Below are 20,276 nucleotides of genomic sequence, written 5' to 3'. Positions count from 1 at the left end.
GAGGCGCCACCCGCCAACGCCGCAGGCTCAATGGCCGGCACGGACGGTTTCGCCCGCCTTCAGCCGGTACACAGTGCCGCAATAAGGGCACTTGGCCTCACCAGTGTGGGCCACGTCCAGGTACACCTTGGGATGGGTGTTCCAGACCTTCATGTCAGCCTTGGGGCTGGGGCAGAAGACGCCGCCTTGCGGGTTCAGGTCTTTGGCGAGCAGTTCGATGACAGCTTGGGACATGGCGATCAGACCTTCGTGAGCCAGTGGGCATAGTGGGGATTGCGGCCGTTGACGATGTCGAAGAAGGCGCTCTGGATCTTTTCGGTGATCGGGCCGCGGCTGCCGCTACCGAGCTCGATCCGGTCGAGTTCGCGGATGGGCGTCACTTCGGCGGCGGTGCCCGTGAAGAAGGCCTCGTCCGCGATATACACCTCGTCGCGCGTGATGCGCTTTTGCACAATTTCCAGGCCTAGATCCTTGGCAATGTGGAACACCGTGTTGCGGGTGATGCCGTTCAGGGCACCGGCCGACAGATCAGGCGTGTAGATCACGCCGTTCTTGATCACGAAGACGTTCTCGCCAGCACCTTCGGAGACGAAGCCGGAGCTGTCGAGCAGCAGAGCTTCGTCGTAGCCATCGTCCAGCGCTTCCATGTTGGCCAGGATCGAGTTGGTGTAGTTGCTCACCGCCTTGGCCTGCGTCATGGTGATGTTGACGTGGTGACGCGTGTAGCTGCTGGTCTTGACGCGAATGCCGCGCTGCATGCCCTCCTCGCCCAGGTAGGCGCCCCAGGCCCAGGCCGCCACCATCAGGTGGATCTGGTTGCCACGCGGCGACACGCCGAGCTTTTGCGAGCCGATCCAGGTCAGCGGACGCAGGTAGCCCGATTCGAGATGGTTCTCGCGCACCACGGCCTTTTGCGCCTCGTTCACCTCTTCTTTGGTGAACGGGATCTTCATGCGCAGGATCTTGGCGCTGTTGAAGAGCCGCTCGGTGTGCTCTTCCAGGCGGAAGATCGCGGTGCCCTGTTCGGTCTTGTACGCGCGCACGCCTTCGAAGGCGCCGCAGCCGTAGTGCAGGGTGTGGGTCAGGACGTGGATCTTGGCATCGCGCCAGTCGACCATCTGGCCGTCCATCCAGATCTTGCCGTCACGGTCGGCCATCGAGGGAACTACGGGGCTCATGGGCATCCTTTTGTCGCAAACGAATCGAATCGGGGGAAACCGCAGAATCTGCGGAAATTGCGGGAAATCGCTGAACCCGCGATTTTACGATCCGTCTGCCGCTGAGGCTGGCGCCTGTGCAGGATCGGCAGCCGGCGCGGGGCGCACCAGTTCCCACTGCACCAGCACGCCCGCGCGGAATTCGCACGTCACGTGCGACTGGCTGCCGTCTGTCCAGCGGTAGCGCTCGGGCTCGGCGCCGTCGGGCGACAGCCGCTCACCCAGCGACCGTGTGAGCGCCACCACGTGCAGCAGGTTGACCCCTTTGCGCAGCTTGGCATTGAGCATGACGGCACTGCCCACGTAGCCGATCGGCCGATTCGATGCCTTTTTCATCACGTTCATGAGCCGCGTGAAATGCAGCAAGGCCCACATCACCAGGCCACCGGCCACTGCCATCACGCCTTGCCAGCCCATGGCACGCCAGGCGGCAAAACAAAGCACAAGAATACCGAGGGGGATGGCGATGCGGCGCAGGTTCATGCCCGCGATTGTCTCGCAGGCCGGGAGGCCTTTCGCTGTGGATCGTGCTTAGAACGCATCGACGATCTTGCGCTCAGCCGATGCCGCGCACCACTTCCATCGCCTGGTCCACACGCTCCACCGCATGGATGGTCAGGCCTTCGATGGGCTTCTTGGGCGCATTGGCCTTGGGCACCACCGCCACGCTGAAGCCCAGCTTGGCAGCTTCCTTCAACCGTTCCTGGCCACGTGGCGCGGGGCGGACCTCGCCAGCCAGGCCCACTTCGCCGAAGGCGATGAAGCCTTTGGGCAGGGGCTTGCCGCGCAGGCTGGATGTGATGGCGAGCATCACGGCCAAGTCGGCCGCCGGCTCGCTGATGCGCACGCCGCCCACGGCGTTGACGAACACGTCCTGGTCCATGCAGGCCACGCCGGCATGCCGGTGCAGCACGGCCAGCAGCATGGCCAGCCGGTCGCGGTCCAGCCCCACCGACAGGCGGCGCGGGCTGGGGCCGCCTTCGTCCACCAGCGCCTGGATCTCTACCAGCATGGGCCGCGTGCCTTCCAGCGTGACCAGCACGCAGCTGCCGGGCACGGGCTCGCTGTGCTGGCTCAGGAAGATGGCGCTGGGGTTGGTCACGCCCTTCAGGCCCTTTTCCGTCATGGCGAACACGCCGATTTCGTTCACGGCGCCAAAACGGTTCTTGATGGCGCGCACCAGCCGGAACTGGCTGTGCGTGTCGCCTTCGAAGTACAGCACCGTGTCGACCATGTGCTCCAGAACGCGCGGGCCCGCCAGCGCACCTTCCTTGGTCACATGACCCACCAGCACGATGGTCACGCCCGACGACTTGGCGCAGCGCGTGAGGTGCGCCGCGCATTCGCGCACCTGCGCCACCGAGCCTGGCGCAGAGGTGAGCTGGTCGGAATACACGGTCTGGATCGAGTCGATCACCGCCACCGCCGGCTGGGTAGCTTCGATGGTCGCCAGGATCTTCTCGAGCTGGATTTCCGCCAGCACATTGACCTGGCTGTGATCCAGCCCCAGACGGCGCGAGCGCAGCGCCACCTGCGCGCCGCTTTCCTCGCCCGTCACGTACAGCGTGGGCAGGCCCAGCCGTTGAAAGGCATCGAGCGCCTGCAGCAGCAGCGTCGACTTGCCGATGCCCGGGTCGCCGCCGATCAGCACCACGCCGCCTTCGACGATGCCGCCGCCCAGCACGCGGTCCAGCTCGTCGATGCCACTGGGCGTGTGAGCAATGTCGGTCGCCTCGATGGCGGCCAGCGGCATCACGGCCTGCGCCTGCGCCAGTCCCGCGAACTGCGGCGCGCTGAGGCGGTTCTTGCCCGGCCCGGCCTCTGCCACGGTTTCGACCAGCGTGTTCCAGGCACCGCAGGCAGGGCACTTTCCCAGCCAGCGCGGGCTGGTGCCGCCGCAGGCATTGCAGGTGAAGAGCGTTTTTTCTTTGGCCATGGGAGGGAAGATTCTGAAGGGCGGCGGCTGGCAACGGCGCAAATCGCCTTTGTGTGCAAGCGGTGTGCTGATAGGGATGCGGAGGTGCGATCAGGCACGTCCGTATGCAAGGGCGCAAGGGTTGCAGGCACCTGAAAAGCAAAGGACGTAAGCAAATGCGATGTCAGCACTATCCTACCTTGGAGACGGTGCGCATTGCCTAGCATGGCGGCTCCAGCGGCGGTTCGCCGCGCCTTCATTCCAAGGAGAAAACCAATGACCTCTTCCAAGACACCCCGCACCGCTTCCCGCTGGCTGGTGGCTGCACCGCTCGTCATCGTCTCCGCATTCGCGCTGACCGCATGCGACCGCAACAAGCCAGGCGAGCCAGCCAACAGCACCACGCCTGCGCCGATGACGCCGGCCCCATCCGCGCCACCGACACCAGCCCCTGAGGCCGCAACGGGCTCGGGTGCGGGTGCCGGCATGAGCTCCGGCTCGGCCACGGGCACCACCAGCGGAGCTACGCCATCGTTCGGCGGCACCGCCACCACGCCCGCCACACCGGCCTCGCAGCCTTCGAGCGTGCCACGCACCACCAACTGATCACACATCAGCGCGATCGGCTTCGCGGCTGATCGTTGAAGCAACAAGGCCCCGCACCGCACACCGGTGTGGGGCCTTGGCTTTTTTGCGGTAAGCAGCAGGCCGGCGGTGCAGCGCCAAGACGGTCTACCATCTTCCGTACACGGCCCTGCGGCCGCGGCATTCCTGGGAGGATCGTCTTGGCCAAAGTGTGTATCTACGGTGCCGGCGCCATTGGCGGCTGGCTGGGCGTGGCGCTCGCCCACGCGGGTGGCGACGTGAGCGCGATTGCGCGCGGCGCCACGCTGACTGCCCTGCAGGCCCATGGCCTGCGACTGATCCGCCCTGATGGCACAACCGTCCAGGTGCCAGTGCGCACCACCGACACGCCGCAAGCCCTGGGCGTTCAGGACCTGGTCGTCATCGCCGTCAAAGCCCCGGCCCTGGCCGATGTCGCCGCCCGCATCGCCCCGCTGATCGGCCCGCAGACGCAGGTGCTGGTCGCCATGAACGGCGTGCCGTGGTGGTTTCTGGATGGCTGCGACGGCCCGGCGCGCGGGCGCACGCTGCACAGCGTGGGTGCCGGCGGCCAGGTGGCGCGTGCCATTCCTGCGGCCCAGGTGATCGGCGGCGTGGTGCATGCCAGCTGCTCGCTTGAAGGCCCCGGCCACGTGCGCCAGCACTTCGGCAACCGCCTGATCGTGGGCGACGCGCTGGGCCAGGACACAGCCCGCGCCAATGCGCTGGCAAGCCTGCTGCGCGCAGGGGGCGTGGACGCAGACGTGTCGCCGCGCATTCAGCAGGACGTGTGGTTCAAGCTCTGGGGCAACCTCACCGTCAACCCGATCAGCGCGCTGACGGGCGCCACCACCGACCGCATCCTGGGCGACGACCTGGTGCGCGGCCTCATCTCGGCCGTGATGCTGGAGGCCAAGGCCATCGGCGAGCGGCTGGGCCTGCCCATCGACCAGCAACCCGAAGACCGCCATGCCGTGACCCGCAAGCTGGGCGCGTTCAAGACCTCGATGCTGCAGGACGTGGAGGCCGGCAGGCCGCTGGAAATCGACGCGCTGGTGGGCGCCGTGCACGAGCTGGGCGAAGTGACCGGCGTGCCGACGCCCCACACCAGCGCGCTGCTGGGCCTGGTGCGGCTGATGGCGAGCGAGCGCGGCCTGTACCACGCCACGGCGCCGTGAACTCCTGAAACCATAGCTACTAGCGCTTGATAACAGGCGTTTTCCATACCAAACGACCCTGAAGCCTTTGAATGGCAAGCGCAACTAGCTTCATTTTTAATAGCAAACCAACTTGCAGAGCCCCGCCATGCCTTCTTCACTGACCCTCTATTTCGCCCCCGGCACCTGCGCCCTCGCCGTTCGCATCGCACTGGAAGAAGCCCAGGCGCCCTATCAGTTGCAGCGGGTGGATTTCTCCGCCCGGCAGCAGCAATCGGCCGAGTACCTGGCCATCAACCCCAAGGGCCGCGTGCCGGTGCTGGTGACCGAAGAAGGCGTGCTCACCGAAACCCCGGCGCTGCTGGCCTACATCGCGCAGCGCTTTCCTGCCGCCCGCCTGGCGCCCACCGATGCGTTCGGCTTTGCGCGCATGCAGGAAGTGCACAGCTATCTGGCGTCGACCGTGCACGTGGCCCATGCCCATCGCCCGCGCGCCGGCCGCTGGGCCGACGAGCCCGAGGCCATCGCCGCCATGCAGCGCAAGGTGCCGCAGAACATGGCGGACTGCTTTGCGCTGATCGAGCGCCATTACCTGCAGGGCACCTGGGTGCTGGGCGATGCGTATTCGGTGGCCGACGGCTATCTGTTCACCGTGGCGGGCTGGCTCCAGAGCGACAGCGTGGACATTGCGCAGTTTCCGAAGGTGCAGGCGCACTTCGAGCGCATGGCCGCGCGCCCGGCCGTGCAGCGCGCGCTGGCCACATAGGTCGGGGGCGCCAGGGCGGCGCTGGCCGCCTGGCTCCGCAGCCGGCAAGGCTTTAGTTCACCTTCAACAGGCGCCAGTCGATGCGGTTGTCGGCGCGGTGGACGATCTCCACCTTCTGCGTGGCCGCCCACGGAATGATCTGGTTGTAGAGCGGAATGTGCGAGATCAGCTCGTGGTCCTTGATCAGCGCCTGCTCGATCAGGCCGTTGCGGGTGGCGGTGTCGGTCTCTTTCTTGATGCGCTCGATGAGTGCGTCTTGCTGCGGATTGCTGAAGCGGCCCAGGTTGAAGTTGCCGTCACCGCCCGCGCCCGGCGATCGGATCAGCGACTGCAGCGAATAGAACGCGTCGAAGGTCGGCACGCCCCAGCCCAGCAGGTAGATGCTGGCTTCGTTGCGCTGGATCATCGGAAAGTACGTGGCAAACGGCAGCGAGCGCAGCTTGGCCTTCACGCCCACCTTGGCCCACTGGGCGGTGATGGCCTGGCACAGTTGCTCGTCGTTGATGTAGCGGCCCGCGCTGCAGGCAAAGTCCACCTCGAAGCCTTGCGGGTAGCCCGCCTCGGCCAGCAGCTTTTGTGCGGCGGCAGCGTCGTAGGGCCAGCGCACGTCGGCCTTGGGGGTCCAGCCGTTCACCTGCCGCGCGACGATCGCGCCAGTCGGCTGGGCCAGGCCGCGCAGCACCACGCGCTGAATGGCGTTGATGTCGATGGCCTGGTAGAGGGCCTTGCGCACGCGCACGTCCTTGAGCGGGTTCTTGCCCTTCACGTTCGAGTTCTGCAGCTCGTCGCGGAACTGGTCCAGCCCCAGGAAGATGGTGCGGTTCTCGGCGCCGTCCAGCACCTTCAGGCCCGGCTGCTGGCGAATGCGCGGCACATCCTGCAGGCTGGGATCGAGCACGAAGTCGACTTCGCCCGACAGCAGCGCCGCCGTGCGCGTGGCGTCCGACTTGATGGGGGTGTAGACCACGTCGGTCACGTTGCCGCCAAACTTGCCCTTGCCCCACCAATTAGGGTTGGCCGCCAGCACCAGCCGCTGGTCGGCCGCCCACGACTTCAGCACGAACGGCCCCGTGCCCAGCGTGTTGCGGTGCGTGTAGGGCTCGTCGGGGGTCTTGATGTCCTTCGGCGTCGTGGCGTTGTTCTTCTCGGCCCAGGGCTTGCTCATGATGCGCAGCTCGGTCAGCTGGTTGACCAGCACCGGGTTGGGCACGTCGGAGAAGATGTCGACGGTGTTCGCGTCCACCACTTCCACGCGGTCGATGCCCTGGGTGTAGACGGCGTAGTTCGACGTCTTGGCCTTGGCACGTTCGAGCGAGAACTTCACGTCGTCGGCCGTGAGTGCCGAGCCATCGCTGAACTTGACGCCCTGGCGCAGGCTGATGCGCAGCTGCGTGGGGCTGACCAGCTTCCAGGCGGCGGCCAGCTGCGGCTCGGGCTTGAAGGTCTTGCTGTTGTATTCGACCAGCGTTTCGTACACCGCCGAATGCAGCGCGTTGTTCACGCCCACGTTCTGCGCGTGGATGTCCCACGACGACACGTCGGCCGAGCGGGCAAAGCGGAAGGTGGCGGCACCGGCTGCCAGCGGCAGCGCCGATGCGGTGAACACGGCTATGGCTGCGGTGGCAAGCAAGGTTTTGGAAGTGCGCATGTGTGGCAGATCTTTCGAGGGGGAAAAAAGTGTTGCCACTATGCCGCCCCTGAGACCCACACGTAACCATTTTCTGGTTGTATCCATATGACCTGCCGGTGCTTGGCCGCGCCGGTGACGACACGCCGAATGCTTTCTGTCAACGCCCGCGCAGGATGCGTACCGCCTCCGGCAGCGACTGCGCGTGCGGAATGAAGTGGTCGATGCCGGCGCCCAGCAGCACGGCGCACACCAGCGCGCCCAGCAGCGGCTTCCAGGTCAGCCGCACGGCCGCGGCCAGCCAGCCGGCGCTCTCGGCGCCCATGGCGGCGCGCGCCGTGGCGACCGAGAAAGCCACCTCCACCGCGACGGCCAGCAGCACTTCCCAACCAAAGTACAGCCAGGCCAGCGCGCCCGCGCCGAAAACGATCGCCAGGCCGACGAGAAAGATGGCCACCACCGGCACGACCACCACGGCGCCTTCGTCGGCACTGCCGGCGGCTTCCAGCGCGCCGCCCGCCAGGTCGCCCAGCACGCCGCTGCCGTCCCCGCCGGCCACCGGATCGCCGAAGTCGCCACTGGCCCCGCCGCCGCCGAAATCGCCGCCACCGCCCGAGCGCGGCAATGGCGGCCGCGCCCCGCCGCCTCCAGCAAAATCAGGCAGGGGCAGGTCTGCGGCGTCCAGCCAGCCGTCGGTGTCGCGCGGCTGCCGGCGTGGCCGCACCAGCCAGGCCGCCCACAGGCGCAGCACCAGCACATAGGCTCCATAGCCCACGCCCAGCGTGAGCAGATAGCGCAACGCCAGCGAATCGACGCCCAGCACCATCTGCGCGTGGGATGTGGCCCACATCAGCGCCAGCGTGAAGCTGCCGATGCACCAGCCATGCACGTGCAGCCGGTGGCGCTGCTGAAGGCTGCCCGCCAGCACGCGGCGCGGCGCGCGCATGCCGCGCCAGGTGGACGTGGGCCGTTTTTTGCGGTCTGGCGCTGCCACGAAAGGCTCAGCCCACGACGACCGGCACGCGCAGCGCCACGGCGCACATCAGCTCGTAGCCCACGGTGCCGGCCGCATGCGCCACGTCGTCAATGGGCAGCGCGGCGCCGCCGGCGGCACGACCCCAGAGCGTGACCTCGCTGCCCACGCCTGCGCCCGGCACGTTGGTCAGGTCCACGGTGACCATGTCCATGCTGACGCGGCCGACGAGCCGCGTGCGCACGCCGTTCACCAGTACGGGTGTGCCGGTGTCTGCATGGCGCGGGTAGCCGTCGGCGTAGCCGCAGGCAGCGATGCCGATGGTGAGCGGCCTGTCGGCGGTGAAGCGCGAGCCGTAGCCCACGGTGTCGCCCGCCTTCAGGTGCTGCACGGCGATCAGACGGGTAGCGAGCGTCATGGCGGGTTGCAGGTTCCAGTCGGCGGCTGTGCGCTCGGGGTGATCGGGCGCGCTGCCGTACAGCACGATGCCGGCGCGGATCCAGTCGCCGCGCACGGACGGGTCGCCCCCCTGGCGCAGCGTGGCGGCACTGTTGCACACGCTGCGCTCGCCGGGCAGGTCTTGCGCGACGGTGCGGAAGATCTCCATCTGGTGCGCCGTGCCACGCGGGCCGTCGGCGTCGCTGAAGTGGGTCATGAACGAGATCTCGTCGACCTGCGTGAGCGCGTTCAGCCGCGCCCAGGCGGCGCGATAGCGCTCGGGCGCAAAGCCCAGCCGGTTCATGCCGGTGTTCATCTTGAGGAAGACGCGGTGTGGCGCCTGCGTCTTGTGGCGGCTAAGCCAGTCGATCTGCTCGTCGCAATGCACGGCATGCCACAGGCCCAGGCGCGAGCACAGCTCCAGGTCGCGCGGCTCGAACACGCCTTCCAGCAGCAGGATCGGGCCGCGCCAGCCCAGGGCGCGCACGCGCTCGGCCTCGGCCAGGTCCAGCAGGGCAAAGCCATCGGCGGCGCGCAGGGCGTCGAAGACGCGTTCGATGCCGTGGCCGTAGGCGTTGGCCTTGACCACCGCCCAGGCCAGCGTGTCGGGTGCAGCGCGGCGCGCACGCGCCAGGTTGTGCTGCAGCGCAGCGGGGTGGATGGTGGCCTGAATGGGACGCGGCATGGGGGTATTTCTACGGGGAGAAAGGTCGGAATTCTGGCATTGGGCGCCCCAGGCTGCGTGATATAACCGCCGCTCACTTGTAGCAGTTTGAGATATTTAACAGGACATCAGCCCGACTGATGCAGCCCTCAGCCCATCGATGAAGCGCGGTTTCTACACCATCATGTCGGCGCAGTTTTTCAGCTCGCTGGCCGACAACGCGTTATTCGTGGCCGCCGTCGAACTGCTGCGCACCGGTGGCGCCCCTGAATGGCAGCGCGCCGCTTTGGTGCCCATGTTCGCGCTGTTCTACGTGGTGCTGGCCCCGTTCGTGGGCGCCTTCGCCGACGCGATGCCCAAGGGCCGCGTGATGTTCTTCAGCAATGCCATCAAGGTGGTGGGCTGCCTGATGATGCTGTTCGGCTCGCACCCGCTCATTGCCTACGCAGTGGTGGGCCTGGGCGCTGCGGCCTATTCGCCCGCCAAGTACGGCATCCTCACCGAACTGCTGCCCGCGTCGCAGCTGGTCAAGGCCAACGGCTGGATCGAGGGGCTGACGATCGCGTCCATCATTTTGGGCGTGCTGCTGGGCGGCCAGCTGGTGGGGCCTGCGGTGTCGGGCGCGCTGCTGTCATTCGACATGCCGATGCTGGACACCGGCGTGGACACCCCCGCTGAAGCGGCCATCGCCGCCATGATCTTGCTGTACCTGGTGGCCGCCTGGTTCAACACGCGCATTCCGCACACCGGCGTCGAGATGCGGCCCATGCCCGCCAACCCGGTGGCCATGCTGCCGGACTTCTGGGCCTGCAACAACCGCCTGTGGCGCGACAAGCTGGGCCAGATTTCGCTGGCAACCACCACGCTCTTCTGGGGCGCGGGCGGCAACCTGAAGTTCATCGTGCTGGCCTGGGCGGCAGCGGCCCTGTCGTACAACACCACGCAGGCGTCGGCCCTGACCGGCGTGGTCGCCATCGGCACCGCCGTGGGCGCGGTAGTGGCGTCCATGCGCATGCGGCTGGACGCGGCCACCAAGGTCATTCCGCTGGGCATCGCCATGGGCCTTCTGCTGGTGATGATGGTGTTCATCAAGAGCATCTGGATCGCCATTCCGTTCCTGATCTTGCTGGGCGGCCTGGGCGGTTACCTGGTGGTGCCCATGAACGCGCTGCTGCAGCACCGGGGCCACAACCTGATGGGCGCGGGCCGCTCCATCGCCGTGCAGAACTTCAACGAGCAGGCCTGCATTCTGGCGCTGGGCGCGTTCTACAGCCTGTCGCTGAAGATGGGACTGTCGGTGTTCGGCGCCATCACGGCGTTCGGGCTGGTGGTGGCCGGGGTGATGTGGCTCATCCAGCGCTGGCACCGGCGCAACTGCATGGTGCACCGCGAAGAGGTGGAACACCTGCTGCACATCGCCCGGCACGACCACCACCACTGAGCCGCAGCCGCGCTGCACGCAGCGCACGGCCTGCGCCTGTAGCAGTTTCATTTGCTATTATTTTTATAGCTACCAGCGCTTATCTATCAAGCGCTGGAGCCGTTTTTCATTCATGACCCCGTCCCCGCTGCTGCCGATTGCCGCCCTGCTGTTCAACGCCCTGGTCTGGGGCCTGGCGTGGTGGCCGTTCCGGCAGATGCACGGCGCCGGCCTGCATCCGCTGTGGGCCACGGCAGTCATGTATTGCGGCGTGCTGCTGGCCTTGCTGGCGCTGCGCCCGGGCATTGGGCGCCAAGTGCGGGCGCACCCGCAGCTGTGGCTGCTGGCGGTGTGCTCGGGGTTGAACAACGTGGCCTTCAACTGGGCGGTGACGGTGGGCGACGTGGTACGCGTGATCCTGCTCTTTTATCTGATGCCCGCTTGGGCGGTGCTGCTGGCTTGGCGCGTGCTGGGCGAGCGCCCCACGCCGGCGGCGATCGGCCGACTGCTGCTGGCCTTCACCGGCGTGGCGCTGGTGCTGCTGCCCGAAGACGCATCGCCCGCGCGCCTGCTGCAGGGCCTGTCGATGGCGGACGGGCTGGCGCTGCTGGGCGGCTTCATGTTCGCGCTGACCAACGTGACGCTGCGGCGGCTGCACGCCGTGCCGGGCCAGGCGCGCATGTTCGCCATGTTCGGCGGTTGCATGCTGATGGCGCTGGCCGTGGCCTGCGTGGGCCTGCAGGTGGGCGTGGTTGAGGCATTCCCCGCGCCCAATGCCACCTGGGTGGTGACGGCGGCCTGGCTGGCGGTGCTGCTGCTGTTGGGCAACTGGGCGCTGCAGTTCGGCGCCGCTCGGCTGGCGGCTGGCACCACGGCGGTGGTGCTGCTCTCGGAGGTGGTGTTCGCCAGCGTGTCGTCGGTGGTGCTGTCGGCCGCGCAGCTGCAGCCGCGCACGCTGCTGGGCGGTGGGCTGATCGTGGCGGCCTCGCTGCTGGCGGCGCTGCAGCGGCGCCAGCAACCTGCCACCCACGCGTAAAAAAACCCCGCCGTTGCGGGCGGGGTCGGCGGGACGGCCAAGCAGCCAGGTCAGCCGCGCGGGTCGGTCGCCAGCAGCAGTTCCACCATGGCTTTCAGGTCGCCCTGCAACCGCGCAAAACCGGCCTCGTTCACGGCCAGCGTCTGCTCGTCCATATACAGCTTGCGGTTGATCTCGACCTGAATGCTGTGGCGCTGCTCGGCGGGCTTGCCGTAGCGGCGCACCAACTCGACCCCCTTGTACGGGTGGTTGTAGTCCACGCTGTAGCCACGGCCGCGCAAAAAGGTACACAGCTTTTCGGACAGCAGCGGGCTGGCCGTGGTGCCGTCGCGGTCGCCCACCACGAAGTCGGCATGCACCAGGCCCGGGTGCAGCGTGGCATGGCTGGCGGCCACGGCGGGCATGGAGTGGCAGTTGATGTGGATGCTGTAGCCGTGGCGCGCATGGGCCGCGTCGATCTCCCGCGCCACCGCCTGGTGATACGGGCGCCAGCAGCGCTCGATGCGCGCGCGCACTTCATCCACGCCCAGCTGGCGGTCATAGATCGGCACGCCTTCGTCGGTGAACTTCCAGATCAGGCCTTTGCCCAGGCGCACCTTCTGCAGCACGACCGGGTCGGTGGTGACCTCATCGGCCCACGGGCCGTCCAGCAGTTCGACGTCCAGCTCGGTGGTGTCGCGGTTGGCGTCCAGGTAGATGCGCGGAAAGTGCGCCTCCACCCAGCCCACGCCCAGAGCGGGCGCAAAGCTGTAGAGCTTTTCGACGTGGGTGTCTTCGGCGCGGCGCAGCACGGGCAAGTCCAGCGCGGCGCGAAAGTCGTCCGGATAGACCGTGCCGCTGTGCGGCGAGTCGAGCACCACCGGCGTGCGGCCGGGCACCACGCTGACCGTGCGCTGCGCCGGGGGCGCGCAGGGCGCCCCGGCGGCACCGGGCTCGGCCTGCTGGTAATGGCTGTGGATGAGTTTCAGCACGGCTTGCATAGGCACATCGCTCCAGCGGGTTTATTCGATCTTGATCTTGGCATAGGCGGCCACTTTTTTCATCTTCTCGATCTCCCGCACGATCTGCTGCGAAAAATCGGCCGGCGACGTGCCAGAGGCATACAGGCCCTGCCCCGCCAGGCGGTCGCGCACGGCCGGCTCTTTCAGCGCCGCGGCCACGGCCTGCTGCACGCGCAGCACGGCGGCTGCAGGTGTGGACGCGGGCGCCACCAGGCCGAACCACGAAGGTTCGTTGGCCTGCTTGAAGCCGAGTTCGGCGTAGGTCGGCACGTCGGGCAGCACGTCCAGCCGCTCGGGCCACGACACGGCCAGCGCCTTGAGCTTGCCCGCCTTCACGTGGGGCAGCGACGAGGCCACCTGGTCGAAGTACACCGGCACCTGGCCGCCCAGCACGTCGTTGATGGCCGGGCCCGCACCGCGGTAGGGAATGTGCACCATGGCCGTGCCGGTGCTGCTCTTGAACAGCTCGCCCCACATGTGGCCGATGGTGCCGTTGCCGGGCGTGGCGTAGGAGATCTTGCCGGGGTTGGCCTTGAGGTACTTCACCAGGTCGGCGAAGTCCTTCACGGGCAGCACCTGCGGGTTGATGACGATGATGCCCGGCGCCTTGACGATCTCGGTGACGCCGGCGAAGTCCTTGATGGGGTCGTAGGGCAGCTTGGCGTAGACGGCCGGGTTCACGCCGTGCGTGGACAGCGTGGCCACGCCGAAGGTCAGGCCGTCGCCCGCGGCACGGGCGATTTCCGCCATGCCGATGGAGCCGCCCGCGCCGGCGCGGTTTTCAATCACCACGGGCTGGCCCAGCAGGCGCTGCAGAGGTTCTTGCAGGGCACGGCCGGCGATGTCGGTAGCGCCTCCCGGCGGGAAGGGAACGACGATGCGCAGCGGCTTGTCTTGCGCAAAGGACATTCCAGGAGCGACAGAAGCAGCAGCCAGGGCTGCCAGAAGATGGCGACGTTGCATGGAGGGTCTTCCTTTGAATATGAGAGTGAGAGTACCGGAGTCGGCCCAGACTAAAAAGCAATGGCTGTGCCTGATAACATTCCAATTCGGAATGATTTAAATCTCCCCACGGATCGACCCATCCCTTTTCCCGCCATGTCCTTGCGCCGCCTGAATCCTCCGCTGCATCTGCTGCGCGCCTTTTGCACCGTGGCGCGCTTCGGCGGCATCTCCCGCGCTGCCGAGGCGCTGCACCTGACGCAGAGCGCCGTCAGCAAGCAGGTGCAGGAGCTGGAGCGTTGGGTGGGCATCGCCCTTTTCGAGCGCAGCCGCAAGCGCCTGTCCCTCACGCCCGCAGGCGAGCGCTATGAGAAGGCGGTGAGCGCGCTGCTGGCGCGGCTGGAGGCAGTGACGCTGGAGCTGATCACCAGCGGCGGCGACGGCGGCAGCGCGCTGCACCTGTCGGCGCTGCCCACGTTCGCGGCCAAGTGGCTGATCCCGCGCCTGCCGCAGCTGCAGCAGTTGCACCCGCAGCTGACGCTGCATTTCGTGCCCTATGTGCACGGCTACGACTTTTCCGACCCGGAGCTGGACTGCTCCATCCTCTTTGGCGACGGCCATTGGCCGGGCGCGCGCTCGCACTACCTGGCGGGCAACGACGTGGCGCTGATCGTGCCGCGCAGCGGCGTGGGCGAGGTGGACGTGCGCACCCTGAGCGACGTGGCGCGCTGCACCCTGATGCGCCACGTCACGGTGCCGGAGGCGTGGCAGCGCTGGAGCGAGGCGCACGGCGTTCCGGTGAAGAACACACTCTCGGGCCCGCAGTTCGACCAGTTCCAGACCATGATTCGCGCGGTGTCGGTGGGCATGGGCGTGGCGCTGGTGCCGCGCTGCCTCGTGCAGGACGAGATCACCGCCGGCACAGTGGCCGAGCCACTGCCGGCGGGCGGCTACACCAGCGACGTGGGCTACTGGCTCTGCTACCCCGAAGCGCGAGCGCACTTGGCGCCGCTGGTGCGCTTTCGGGACTGGCTGCTGGGACTGGAGGCGCCGCAGGCGCTGGCCCCATTCGCCTGATGCGCCGCAGCGAATATTTGAATCAAATAAGCTTCTAGCGCTTACCCATCAAGCGCAAGTAGCTATTAATTTAATAGCAAATAACCGCCGTCAATCGCCCCGCACGGCAGCCACCAGCGCTTCCAGCAAGCGCACATCGGTCACCACCAGCGTGTGCGCGCCTTCCTTTTTCAGCACACCGCGCCGCCTCAAGGCGCCCAACTCGCGCGTGACCTGTTCGCGGTTCGTGCTGATCTTGCTGGCCAGCTCCGCATGCGGCGGTGCGGGCGCGATGCGCGCGCTGTGGTCCGGCGCCACGCCCGCCTCCTGCGCCAGGCGCAGCAGCTCGGTGTGCACGCGCGTGTGCACGCCCAGCGTGCTCAGGTCGATCACGCGCTCGGTCAGCAGCCGCACCAGCCGCGTCAGGTTGCGCATCATGCGCATGGCCAAGGCGGGCTCGCACTGGAGCAGCTCCAGAAACGCCTGCTGCGACAGGCAGGCCAGCAGCGAGGGCTCCAGCGTCACCACGTCGACCGAGCGCGGCAGGCCGTCCAGCGCCGACAGGTCGCCGAAATGCTCGCCGGGCTCGCAATCGCGGAACGCCACCTCGCGCCCGCTGGCCGAATAGGTGGTGATGCGCGCGCGGCCGGACACGAGAAAGTAGACCTCGCCGCCGTCCGACGCGCGGGTGAAGAGCGGCCGGCGCGCCTCTACCGTGCGCCAGTCGCAGGCGGCGGCGATGCTGTCCAGGCAGGCATCGCCCAGGCCCTCGAACAGGGCGATGCGGCGCAGGGCCAGGCTGGAGCGTGCGGGGGCGGAGGCGGTCATGGACTGGGCGTGGGGGCGAACACGCGATGAGAGGAGAGCGAAGCGGGCGATGCGGCGGCGCATTATGCTCAGCGCCCCGCCGCAGCGTCGCCTCGCCCGGCGCAAACCCTTACCCACCGCATGCATCTGCCCCACTCATCGACCTGGCCTTCCTTGCGCAACGTGCGCTGGGTCAGCGGCATCGTGCTGTGGGTCTACGTGGCGCTGCACCTGGCCAACCATGCGACGGGCCTGGTGTCGCTGGCAGCGGCTGAAGGCCTGCGCGTGGGGCTGCACGGCGCCTGGGGCACGTGGCTGGGCACACTGGTGCTCTACGGCGCGTTCACCGCGCACTTCGCCATGGCCTGCGTGGCGGTCTGGCAGCGCCGCAGCCTGCGCATGCCGGCCATCGAAGCCGTGCGGCTGACGCTGGGCCTGGCCCTGCCGCTGCTGCTGGCCGCCCATGCGGTAGGCACGCGCTGGACTTTGGAGTGGCTGGCGGTGGAGCCGACCTACGCGCGCACCGTGCGCGCCATCTGGACGCCCGAGGGCCTCACGCTGCAATGGCTGCTGCTGACGGCCACCTGGGCGCACGGCTGCCTGGGCCTGCACCTGGCGCTGCGCGTGCGTGCCGGCTGGCGGCGCTGGCAGCCGCTGCTGCTGACCGGCGCGGTGCTGCTGCCGGTGCTGGCCGCTTTAGGCGTGCTGGCGATGGCGCGCGAGCTGCAGTGGGCCGGCCTGCCGCCATCGCCCCGCCCCACGCCCGGGGGCGCGCAGGCCGCCGGCCAGCTGACCGACCAGCTGCGCATGGGCTGGCTGCTCGCGCTGGCCGCGCTGCTGGCGCTGCGCTGGGCCTGGGACGCGCTGCGGCAGTGGCGCGGCGGCGGCCCCATTACCGTGCGCTACCCCGACCGCGCCGTGCAGGTGCCGCTGGGCTTCAGCGTGCTCGAAGCCAGCCGCGCCCACGGCATCGCCCACCTGTCGCGCTGCGGCGGGCGGGCGCGCTGCTCCACCTGCCGCGTACGCGTGCAGGCCGCACCGGGCGTTCTACCCCCGCCCGGGCGCGATGAGCGCCTGACGCTGGCGCGCGTGCAGGCGCCGCCCGACGTGCGGCTGGCCTGCCAGCTGCGCCCGCGCGGTGACATCTCCGTCACGCCGCTCTTTCGCGCCGATTCCCGCTCGAATCCGCCCGCTGCACCAGCCGACGAAGAGCGCCAGGTAGCCATTCTTTTCGTGGACCTGCGGCGCTGGTCGGGCCTGGCCGAACGCCAGTGGCCGTTCGATTTGGCCTGGGTGCTGGACCAATACTTCGCCCGCGTGGGCGCAGCGGTGCAGGCCAGCGGCGGGCTGGCCAACCAGTTCATCGGCGACAGCGTGATGGCGATCTTCGGCCTGCAGACCGACCTGCCCACTGCCTGCCGCCAGGCGGTGCAGGCGGCTGCGCTGATCGAGCAGCGCATGGACGAATGGGGAGCCGGCTTCTCGTCGCAGTTCGGCCATGCGCTGGACTTCGGGATGGGCCTGCACGCCGGCCGCGTGGCCCTGGGCTGCGTGGGCTATGGCGAGGCCACCACGTTCAGCGCCGTGGGCGAGGTGGTGAACACCGCCAGCCGGCTGCAAGACTATTCCAAGGTGGCTGCCGCGCGGCTGGTGCTGTCGCTGGAGGCTGCGCGCCAGGCGGGCGTGGCCGACGCGCTGGGCGCGCCCGTGGAAGTGCAGGTGCGCGGGCGCTCGCAGCCGCTGCAGGTGCTGCACGTGCCGCACCCGGCGCACCAGTGGCCACCCGCTGAATGACCTGAAAAGAAGCTGCGCCGCAGCGCCCTTTTCACTCCGGCGGCAACTGCGAAAAGCTGTGCGTTTGCGCACATACGCCAAAGCGGCAAAAGCACACACTTCAGTCCATGCAGCGAGCAATTCCGCCCTGTAGATCACTGAAGAAAGCACTGTCATGAAGAACACCAAGCACCTCCTCGCCATTGCCGCCCTGGCCGCCACCACCTTTGCTGGCACCGCTTCTGCTGCTGCCCCATCGCAAGAAGAATGGTTCGGCGCCCAGCCTGTGGCTTCGGGCGCGTCGCTCTCTCGCGCTGAAGTACAGGCCGAACTGAACCTGTGGAACCGTGCCGGCCTGAACCAGGCCAACGCCGGCGACCACAACGACGTGGCCGACCCCGCCTACGCACAACGCCTGGCCGCTTACCAACGCCTGCGCAGCGGCCCTGAATACGTCGCTGAAGTGCAGCGCCTGGGCGGCAGCGTGAATACCGCCGGCGCCGCATCGCAGCGCTCGGTGAACTGATCGACGCGATCAGCACGCGCAGCACCTGCATGTGAATGCAAGCGCTGTAAGCAGCGTTCAAAAAAAGCGCAGCCCAATGGCTGCAGAGCGATTGGAAACAGCCGCACGACGCCGCCGCAATGGCCTGGAAGATCAACACTCCAGTGCCTTGCGGCGGCGTTGTCTTTGTCATTGGGAAACGACCGGATGGCGTACGCCCGGCGGCGCCAGGGAGCACAGGCGCGTCGGACTGGACCTGACACGAATCCCTGCGTTTTCGCACAACGCAGCGCCTGCATCGCAGTCCACACTGACCTTCCTCGCAGCAAAAAGCAAACACGTTGCGAAACGCGAAGACATCGCTCCCCTGCCTTGCCATCGCGCTTCGACAACCGCTTTTTTGCACTCACCGTGTGACCTCGAAAGGACTTCCCAACATGAACAGCAAGCACCTCATCGCAGCAGCTACCCTCGCCATCGCAGCCACCGGCGCATCCGCCGCAGGCAGCATGTCCGGCGCACCCGTGAACCAGGAAGTGTGGGCAGGCCCAACGCCTGTGGCGATGGTGTCGGACACGTCGCGCCAGGTGTCTCGCGCCGAAGTGCAGGCCGACTGGAACCTGTGGCAGATGGCAGGCCTGGGCCAGTACCAGGTGGGTGAAGGCTCGCCAGCCGCCGACCCGCTGTACGCCCAACGCCTGGCCGAATACCAACGCATGCGCAGCGGCCCTGAGTACGTGGCCGAAGTCCGCCGCCTGGGTGGCGAGACCAGCGCCGTGGCGTCCGTGTACGAAAGCCGCACCGTTCCGATGACCAACTGATGGGCTTGACTTGAGGGCGCCCCTGCGGGTGCTCACTGGTCAACCATAGAAAAAGCCCGCCTGCTGCGCGGGCTTTTTTCATTCAAGACCGGTCGAGTGCCTGGGCGCAGGTGCCGGCTGTGACGCGAACTGCACCGTGAATCGCGCGCCGGGCGGCACATGCCCTGGCTGCGCGTCGTCCAGCCGCACGGTGGCGCCATGCTGGCGCGCGATTTCCACCACGATGGGCAGGCCCAGGCCCGAGCCGTCGGCGTCAGTGCCCAGCGCGCGGTAGAACGGCTGGAAGATCAGGTCGCGCTCACTTTCGGGCACGCCAGGGCCGGAGTCTTCGATCTGCAGCAGCAGCACGTGGCCGAAGGTGTCGGCCAACACGCGCGCAGTGATGACGCCGGGCTGCCCTGCGTTGGAGGGCGTGTAGTTCATCGCGTTGTCCAGCAAGTTGCGCGCGAGCTCTTTGAGCAGCGTGGCGTTGCCATGCATCCAGACGCCGGGCGCGCCAGGCTCTGCGCCTTCGTACCCCAAGTCGATGTGCCGCTCCAATGCGCGCGGCACGCTGTCGCGCACCACTTCGATCACAAGCCGCGCCAGGTCCACCGGCTGGCGAACCATGCCGGTGCCGCCCTCGGCCCGGGCCAGCGCCAGCAACTGGTTGACGGTGTGCGTGGCGCGCATGCTGCTGCGGCCGATCTGCTGCAGCGAGCGGCGCAGCGCCTCGGTGTCTGAGCCCTCGCGCTGCGCCAGGTCGGCCTGCATGCGCAGGCCCGCCAGCGGCGTCTTGAGCTGGTGCGCGGCGTCGGCAAGAAAGCGCTTTTGCGTGGCGATGGATTCGTTGAGCCGGCGCAGCAGATCGTTGACCGAGTCGACCAGCGGCGCCACTTCCATCGGCACGGCCTTGTGGTCGAGCGGCGACAGATCGTCGGGCTTGCGCGCGCGAATGCGCTCTTCCAGCTGCGACAGCGGCTTGATGCCGCGCGCCAGCGCCAGCCACACCAGCAGCACGGCCAGCGGCAATATGGCGAACTGCGGCAGCATCACGCCCTTGATGATTTCGGTGGCCAGCACGCTGCGCTTTTCACGGGTTTCGGCCACCTGCACCAGCGCCGCCGGCGCGCCGGGCAGCGGCACGCGCACCCACAGGTAGGCGATGCGGATGTCGATGCCGCGCAGCTCGGCATCGCGCAGCCGCACCTCGCCAGAGAACGGCTTTTCGTCGTCGGGCGGCTTCGGCAGCTCGCGCTCGCCCGACAGGTACGCGCCGTCGGGCGACACGACCTGGTAGTAGACGATGTCGGATTCGTCGGCGCGCAGGATCTCGCTGGCGGGCTGCGGCAGGTTGAACTGCACCCGGTCGTCCTGCACGGTGACCAACTGCGCCAGCGCGTGGGCGTTGTATTCGAGCGCGCGGTCAAACGGCTTGTTGGCCAGCCCCTGCGCCACCAGCCAGGTCAGCGCCAGGCTGACGGGCCACAGCAGCAAGAGCGGCGTGAGCATCCAGTCGAGGATTTCGCCGAACAGGGAGCGCTGTTCGCGCTGGAAGATCTTCACGCCAAGGGCT

20 protein-coding genes are annotated in these 20,276 nt (G+C 67.9%); 9 read left to right on the top strand and 11 right to left on the bottom strand.

From position 1 onward, the window contains the following. Positions 1-27 precede the first annotated feature (27 nt). The 4 genes from RQI28_RS14540 to radA form a co-directional block, all read right to left on the bottom strand. Positions 28-234: a zinc-finger domain-containing protein gene (locus RQI28_RS14540; protein WP_311223380.1), complete on the bottom strand. Its 207-nt coding sequence runs from the start codon at positions 232-234 to the stop codon at positions 28-30. Between the two features lie 5 nt (positions 235-239). After that, complete coding sequence (locus tag RQI28_RS14535; protein ID WP_311223379.1) at positions 240-1,178, bottom strand: branched-chain amino acid transaminase; 939 nt, start codon at positions 1,176-1,178, stop codon at positions 240-242. Positions 1,179-1,262: 84 nt separating this feature from the next. Continuing rightward, a complete protein-coding gene (locus tag RQI28_RS14530) occupies positions 1,263-1,700 on the bottom strand; it encodes a glycerate kinase (protein WP_311223378.1) in 438 nt (145 codons plus the stop codon). A 73-nt stretch (positions 1,701-1,773) separates the two neighbouring features. After that, positions 1,774-3,153 (bottom strand): DNA repair protein RadA, encoded by a 1,380-nt coding sequence (gene radA, locus RQI28_RS14525; RefSeq protein WP_311223377.1) that lies wholly within the window; start codon positions 3,151-3,153, stop codon positions 1,774-1,776. A gap of 255 nt (positions 3,154-3,408) precedes the next feature. Here radA and RQI28_RS14520 point away from each other — a divergent pair, with 255 nt between their 5' ends. The 3 genes from RQI28_RS14520 to RQI28_RS14510 all read left to right on the top strand — a co-directional run bounded on the left by RQI28_RS14520 (position 3,409) and on the right by RQI28_RS14510 (position 5,658). Further along, positions 3,409-3,738, top strand: coding sequence for a hypothetical protein (locus RQI28_RS14520; protein WP_311223376.1), 330 nt, complete (start codon positions 3,409-3,411; stop codon positions 3,736-3,738). A 179-nt stretch (positions 3,739-3,917) separates the two neighbouring features. Then, on the top strand, positions 3,918-4,913 hold the full coding sequence (locus RQI28_RS14515) for a 2-dehydropantoate 2-reductase (RefSeq protein WP_311223375.1): 996 nt from the start codon (positions 3,918-3,920) through the stop codon (positions 4,911-4,913). Between the two features lie 127 nt (positions 4,914-5,040). Beyond that, a complete protein-coding gene (locus RQI28_RS14510; protein WP_311223374.1) occupies positions 5,041-5,658 on the top strand; it encodes a glutathione S-transferase family protein in 618 nt (205 codons plus the stop codon). Positions 5,659-5,710: 52 nt separating this feature from the next. On the opposite strand, the gene RQI28_RS14505 is transcribed toward RQI28_RS14510, so the two are convergent. The 3 genes from RQI28_RS14505 to alr form a co-directional block, all read right to left on the bottom strand. Then, entirely contained in the window at positions 5,711-7,306 is a 1,596-nt protein-coding gene (locus tag RQI28_RS14505) for an ABC transporter substrate-binding protein (protein ID WP_311223373.1), read from the bottom strand. 139 nt (positions 7,307-7,445) lie between these two features. Next, positions 7,446-8,231, bottom strand: a complete 786-nt coding sequence (locus tag RQI28_RS14500; RefSeq protein ID WP_311223456.1) for a hypothetical protein — start codon at positions 8,229-8,231, stop codon at positions 7,446-7,448. A gap of 55 nt (positions 8,232-8,286) precedes the next feature. Beyond that, positions 8,287-9,381, bottom strand: coding sequence for an alanine racemase (gene alr, locus RQI28_RS14495; RefSeq protein WP_311223372.1), 1,095 nt, complete (start codon positions 9,379-9,381; stop codon positions 8,287-8,289). A 139-nt stretch (positions 9,382-9,520) separates the two neighbouring features. On the opposite strand from alr, the gene lplT reads away from it, so the two are divergent. Beyond that, positions 9,521-10,801, top strand: coding sequence for a lysophospholipid transporter LplT (gene lplT, locus RQI28_RS14490; RefSeq protein WP_311223371.1), 1,281 nt, complete (start codon positions 9,521-9,523; stop codon positions 10,799-10,801). Positions 10,802-10,913: 112 nt separating this feature from the next. Further along, positions 10,914-11,816 carry a DMT family transporter gene (locus RQI28_RS14485; protein WP_311223370.1) on the top strand — a complete coding sequence of 301 codons (903 nt, stop codon included), beginning with the start codon at positions 10,914-10,916 and terminating at the stop codon, positions 11,814-11,816. Between the two features lie 50 nt (positions 11,817-11,866). On the opposite strand, the gene RQI28_RS14480 is transcribed toward RQI28_RS14485, so the two are convergent. Together RQI28_RS14480 and RQI28_RS14475 are read right to left on the bottom strand one after the other, a co-directional pair. Beyond that, the gene (locus RQI28_RS14480) at positions 11,867-12,796 is read right to left on the bottom strand and encodes an N-formylglutamate amidohydrolase (RefSeq protein ID WP_311223369.1); all 930 of its coding nucleotides are present in this window, start codon (positions 12,794-12,796) and stop codon (positions 11,867-11,869) included. 21 nt (positions 12,797-12,817) lie between these two features. Further along, on the bottom strand, positions 12,818-13,780 hold the full coding sequence (locus RQI28_RS14475; protein WP_311223368.1) for a tripartite tricarboxylate transporter substrate binding protein BugE: 963 nt from the start codon (positions 13,778-13,780) through the stop codon (positions 12,818-12,820). Positions 13,781-13,915: 135 nt separating this feature from the next. Between RQI28_RS14475 and RQI28_RS14470 the strand changes: the two genes are divergently transcribed. Beyond that, positions 13,916-14,836, top strand: coding sequence for a LysR substrate-binding domain-containing protein (locus tag RQI28_RS14470; protein ID WP_311223367.1), 921 nt, complete (start codon positions 13,916-13,918; stop codon positions 14,834-14,836). Positions 14,837-14,926: 90 nt separating this feature from the next. Here the strand turns inward: RQI28_RS14470 and RQI28_RS14465 are convergent, their stop codons facing one another. Beyond that, the gene (locus RQI28_RS14465; RefSeq protein ID WP_311223366.1) at positions 14,927-15,643 is read right to left on the bottom strand and encodes a Crp/Fnr family transcriptional regulator; all 717 of its coding nucleotides are present in this window, start codon (positions 15,641-15,643) and stop codon (positions 14,927-14,929) included. A 120-nt stretch (positions 15,644-15,763) separates the two neighbouring features. On the opposite strand from RQI28_RS14465, the gene RQI28_RS14460 reads away from it, so the two are divergent. The 3 genes from RQI28_RS14460 (at position 15,764) to RQI28_RS14450 (ending at position 18,721) form a co-directional block, all read left to right on the top strand. Beyond that, positions 15,764-17,416, top strand: a complete 1,653-nt coding sequence (locus RQI28_RS14460) for an adenylate/guanylate cyclase domain-containing protein (RefSeq protein ID WP_311223365.1) — start codon at positions 15,764-15,766, stop codon at positions 17,414-17,416. Positions 17,417-17,570: 154 nt separating this feature from the next. Next, positions 17,571-17,921, top strand: coding sequence for a DUF4148 domain-containing protein (locus RQI28_RS14455; RefSeq protein WP_311223364.1), 351 nt, complete (start codon positions 17,571-17,573; stop codon positions 17,919-17,921). 416 nt (positions 17,922-18,337) lie between these two features. Next, complete coding sequence (locus tag RQI28_RS14450) at positions 18,338-18,721, top strand: hypothetical protein (RefSeq protein ID WP_311223363.1); 384 nt, start codon at positions 18,338-18,340, stop codon at positions 18,719-18,721. Between the two features lie 78 nt (positions 18,722-18,799). Here RQI28_RS14450 and RQI28_RS14445 read toward each other — a convergent pair whose 3' ends face one another. After that, the gene (locus RQI28_RS14445; RefSeq protein ID WP_311223362.1) at positions 18,800-20,266 is read right to left on the bottom strand and encodes a sensor histidine kinase N-terminal domain-containing protein; all 1,467 of its coding nucleotides are present in this window, start codon (positions 20,264-20,266) and stop codon (positions 18,800-18,802) included. Between the last annotated feature and the right edge of the window lie 10 nt (positions 20,267-20,276).

Origin of the sequence: Acidovorax sp. WCS2018Noco2-16, from assembly GCF_031843945.1 — a bacterium.
Taxonomy (GTDB): Bacteria; Pseudomonadota; Gammaproteobacteria; order Burkholderiales; family Burkholderiaceae_C; genus Paracidovorax.
This window is presented reverse-complemented; position numbering and strand designations above follow the sequence as displayed.

What these genes read in the sequence shown, in the direction of transcription:
- RQI28_RS14540 (WP_311223380.1), bottom strand. Translation starts at nt 234, where the DNA reads ATGTCCCAAGCTGTCATCGAACTGCTCGCCAAAGACCTGAACCCGCAA.
- RQI28_RS14535 (WP_311223379.1), bottom strand. Translation starts at nt 1,178, where the DNA reads ATGAGCCCCGTAGTTCCCTCGATGGCCGACCGTGACGGCAAGATCTGG.
- RQI28_RS14530 (WP_311223378.1), bottom strand. Translation starts at nt 1,700, where the DNA reads ATGAACCTGCGCCGCATCGCCATCCCCCTCGGTATTCTTGTGCTTTGT.
- radA (WP_311223377.1), bottom strand. Translation starts at nt 3,153, where the DNA reads ATGGCCAAAGAAAAAACGCTCTTCACCTGCAATGCCTGCGGCGGCACC.
- RQI28_RS14520 (WP_311223376.1), top strand. Translation starts at nt 3,409, where the DNA reads ATGACCTCTTCCAAGACACCCCGCACCGCTTCCCGCTGGCTGGTGGCT.
- RQI28_RS14510 (WP_311223374.1), top strand. Translation starts at nt 5,041, where the DNA reads ATGCCTTCTTCACTGACCCTCTATTTCGCCCCCGGCACCTGCGCCCTC.
- RQI28_RS14505 (WP_311223373.1), bottom strand. Translation starts at nt 7,306, where the DNA reads ATGCGCACTTCCAAAACCTTGCTTGCCACCGCAGCCATAGCCGTGTTC.
- RQI28_RS14500 (WP_311223456.1), bottom strand. Translation starts at nt 8,231, where the DNA reads ATGCGCGCGCCGCGCCGCGTGCTGGCGGGCAGCCTTCAGCAGCGCCAC.
- alr (WP_311223372.1), bottom strand. Translation starts at nt 9,381, where the DNA reads ATGCCGCGTCCCATTCAGGCCACCATCCACCCCGCTGCGCTGCAGCAC.
- lplT (WP_311223371.1), top strand. Translation starts at nt 9,521, where the DNA reads ATGAAGCGCGGTTTCTACACCATCATGTCGGCGCAGTTTTTCAGCTCG.
- RQI28_RS14485 (WP_311223370.1), top strand. Translation starts at nt 10,914, where the DNA reads ATGACCCCGTCCCCGCTGCTGCCGATTGCCGCCCTGCTGTTCAACGCC.
- RQI28_RS14480 (WP_311223369.1), bottom strand. Translation starts at nt 12,796, where the DNA reads ATGCAAGCCGTGCTGAAACTCATCCACAGCCATTACCAGCAGGCCGAG.
- RQI28_RS14475 (WP_311223368.1), bottom strand. Translation starts at nt 13,780, where the DNA reads ATGCAACGTCGCCATCTTCTGGCAGCCCTGGCTGCTGCTTCTGTCGCT.
- RQI28_RS14470 (WP_311223367.1), top strand. Translation starts at nt 13,916, where the DNA reads ATGTCCTTGCGCCGCCTGAATCCTCCGCTGCATCTGCTGCGCGCCTTT.
- RQI28_RS14465 (WP_311223366.1), bottom strand. Translation starts at nt 15,643, where the DNA reads ATGACCGCCTCCGCCCCCGCACGCTCCAGCCTGGCCCTGCGCCGCATC.
- RQI28_RS14460 (WP_311223365.1), top strand. Translation starts at nt 15,764, where the DNA reads ATGCATCTGCCCCACTCATCGACCTGGCCTTCCTTGCGCAACGTGCGC.
- RQI28_RS14455 (WP_311223364.1), top strand. Translation starts at nt 17,571, where the DNA reads ATGAAGAACACCAAGCACCTCCTCGCCATTGCCGCCCTGGCCGCCACC.
- RQI28_RS14450 (WP_311223363.1), top strand. Translation starts at nt 18,338, where the DNA reads ATGAACAGCAAGCACCTCATCGCAGCAGCTACCCTCGCCATCGCAGCC.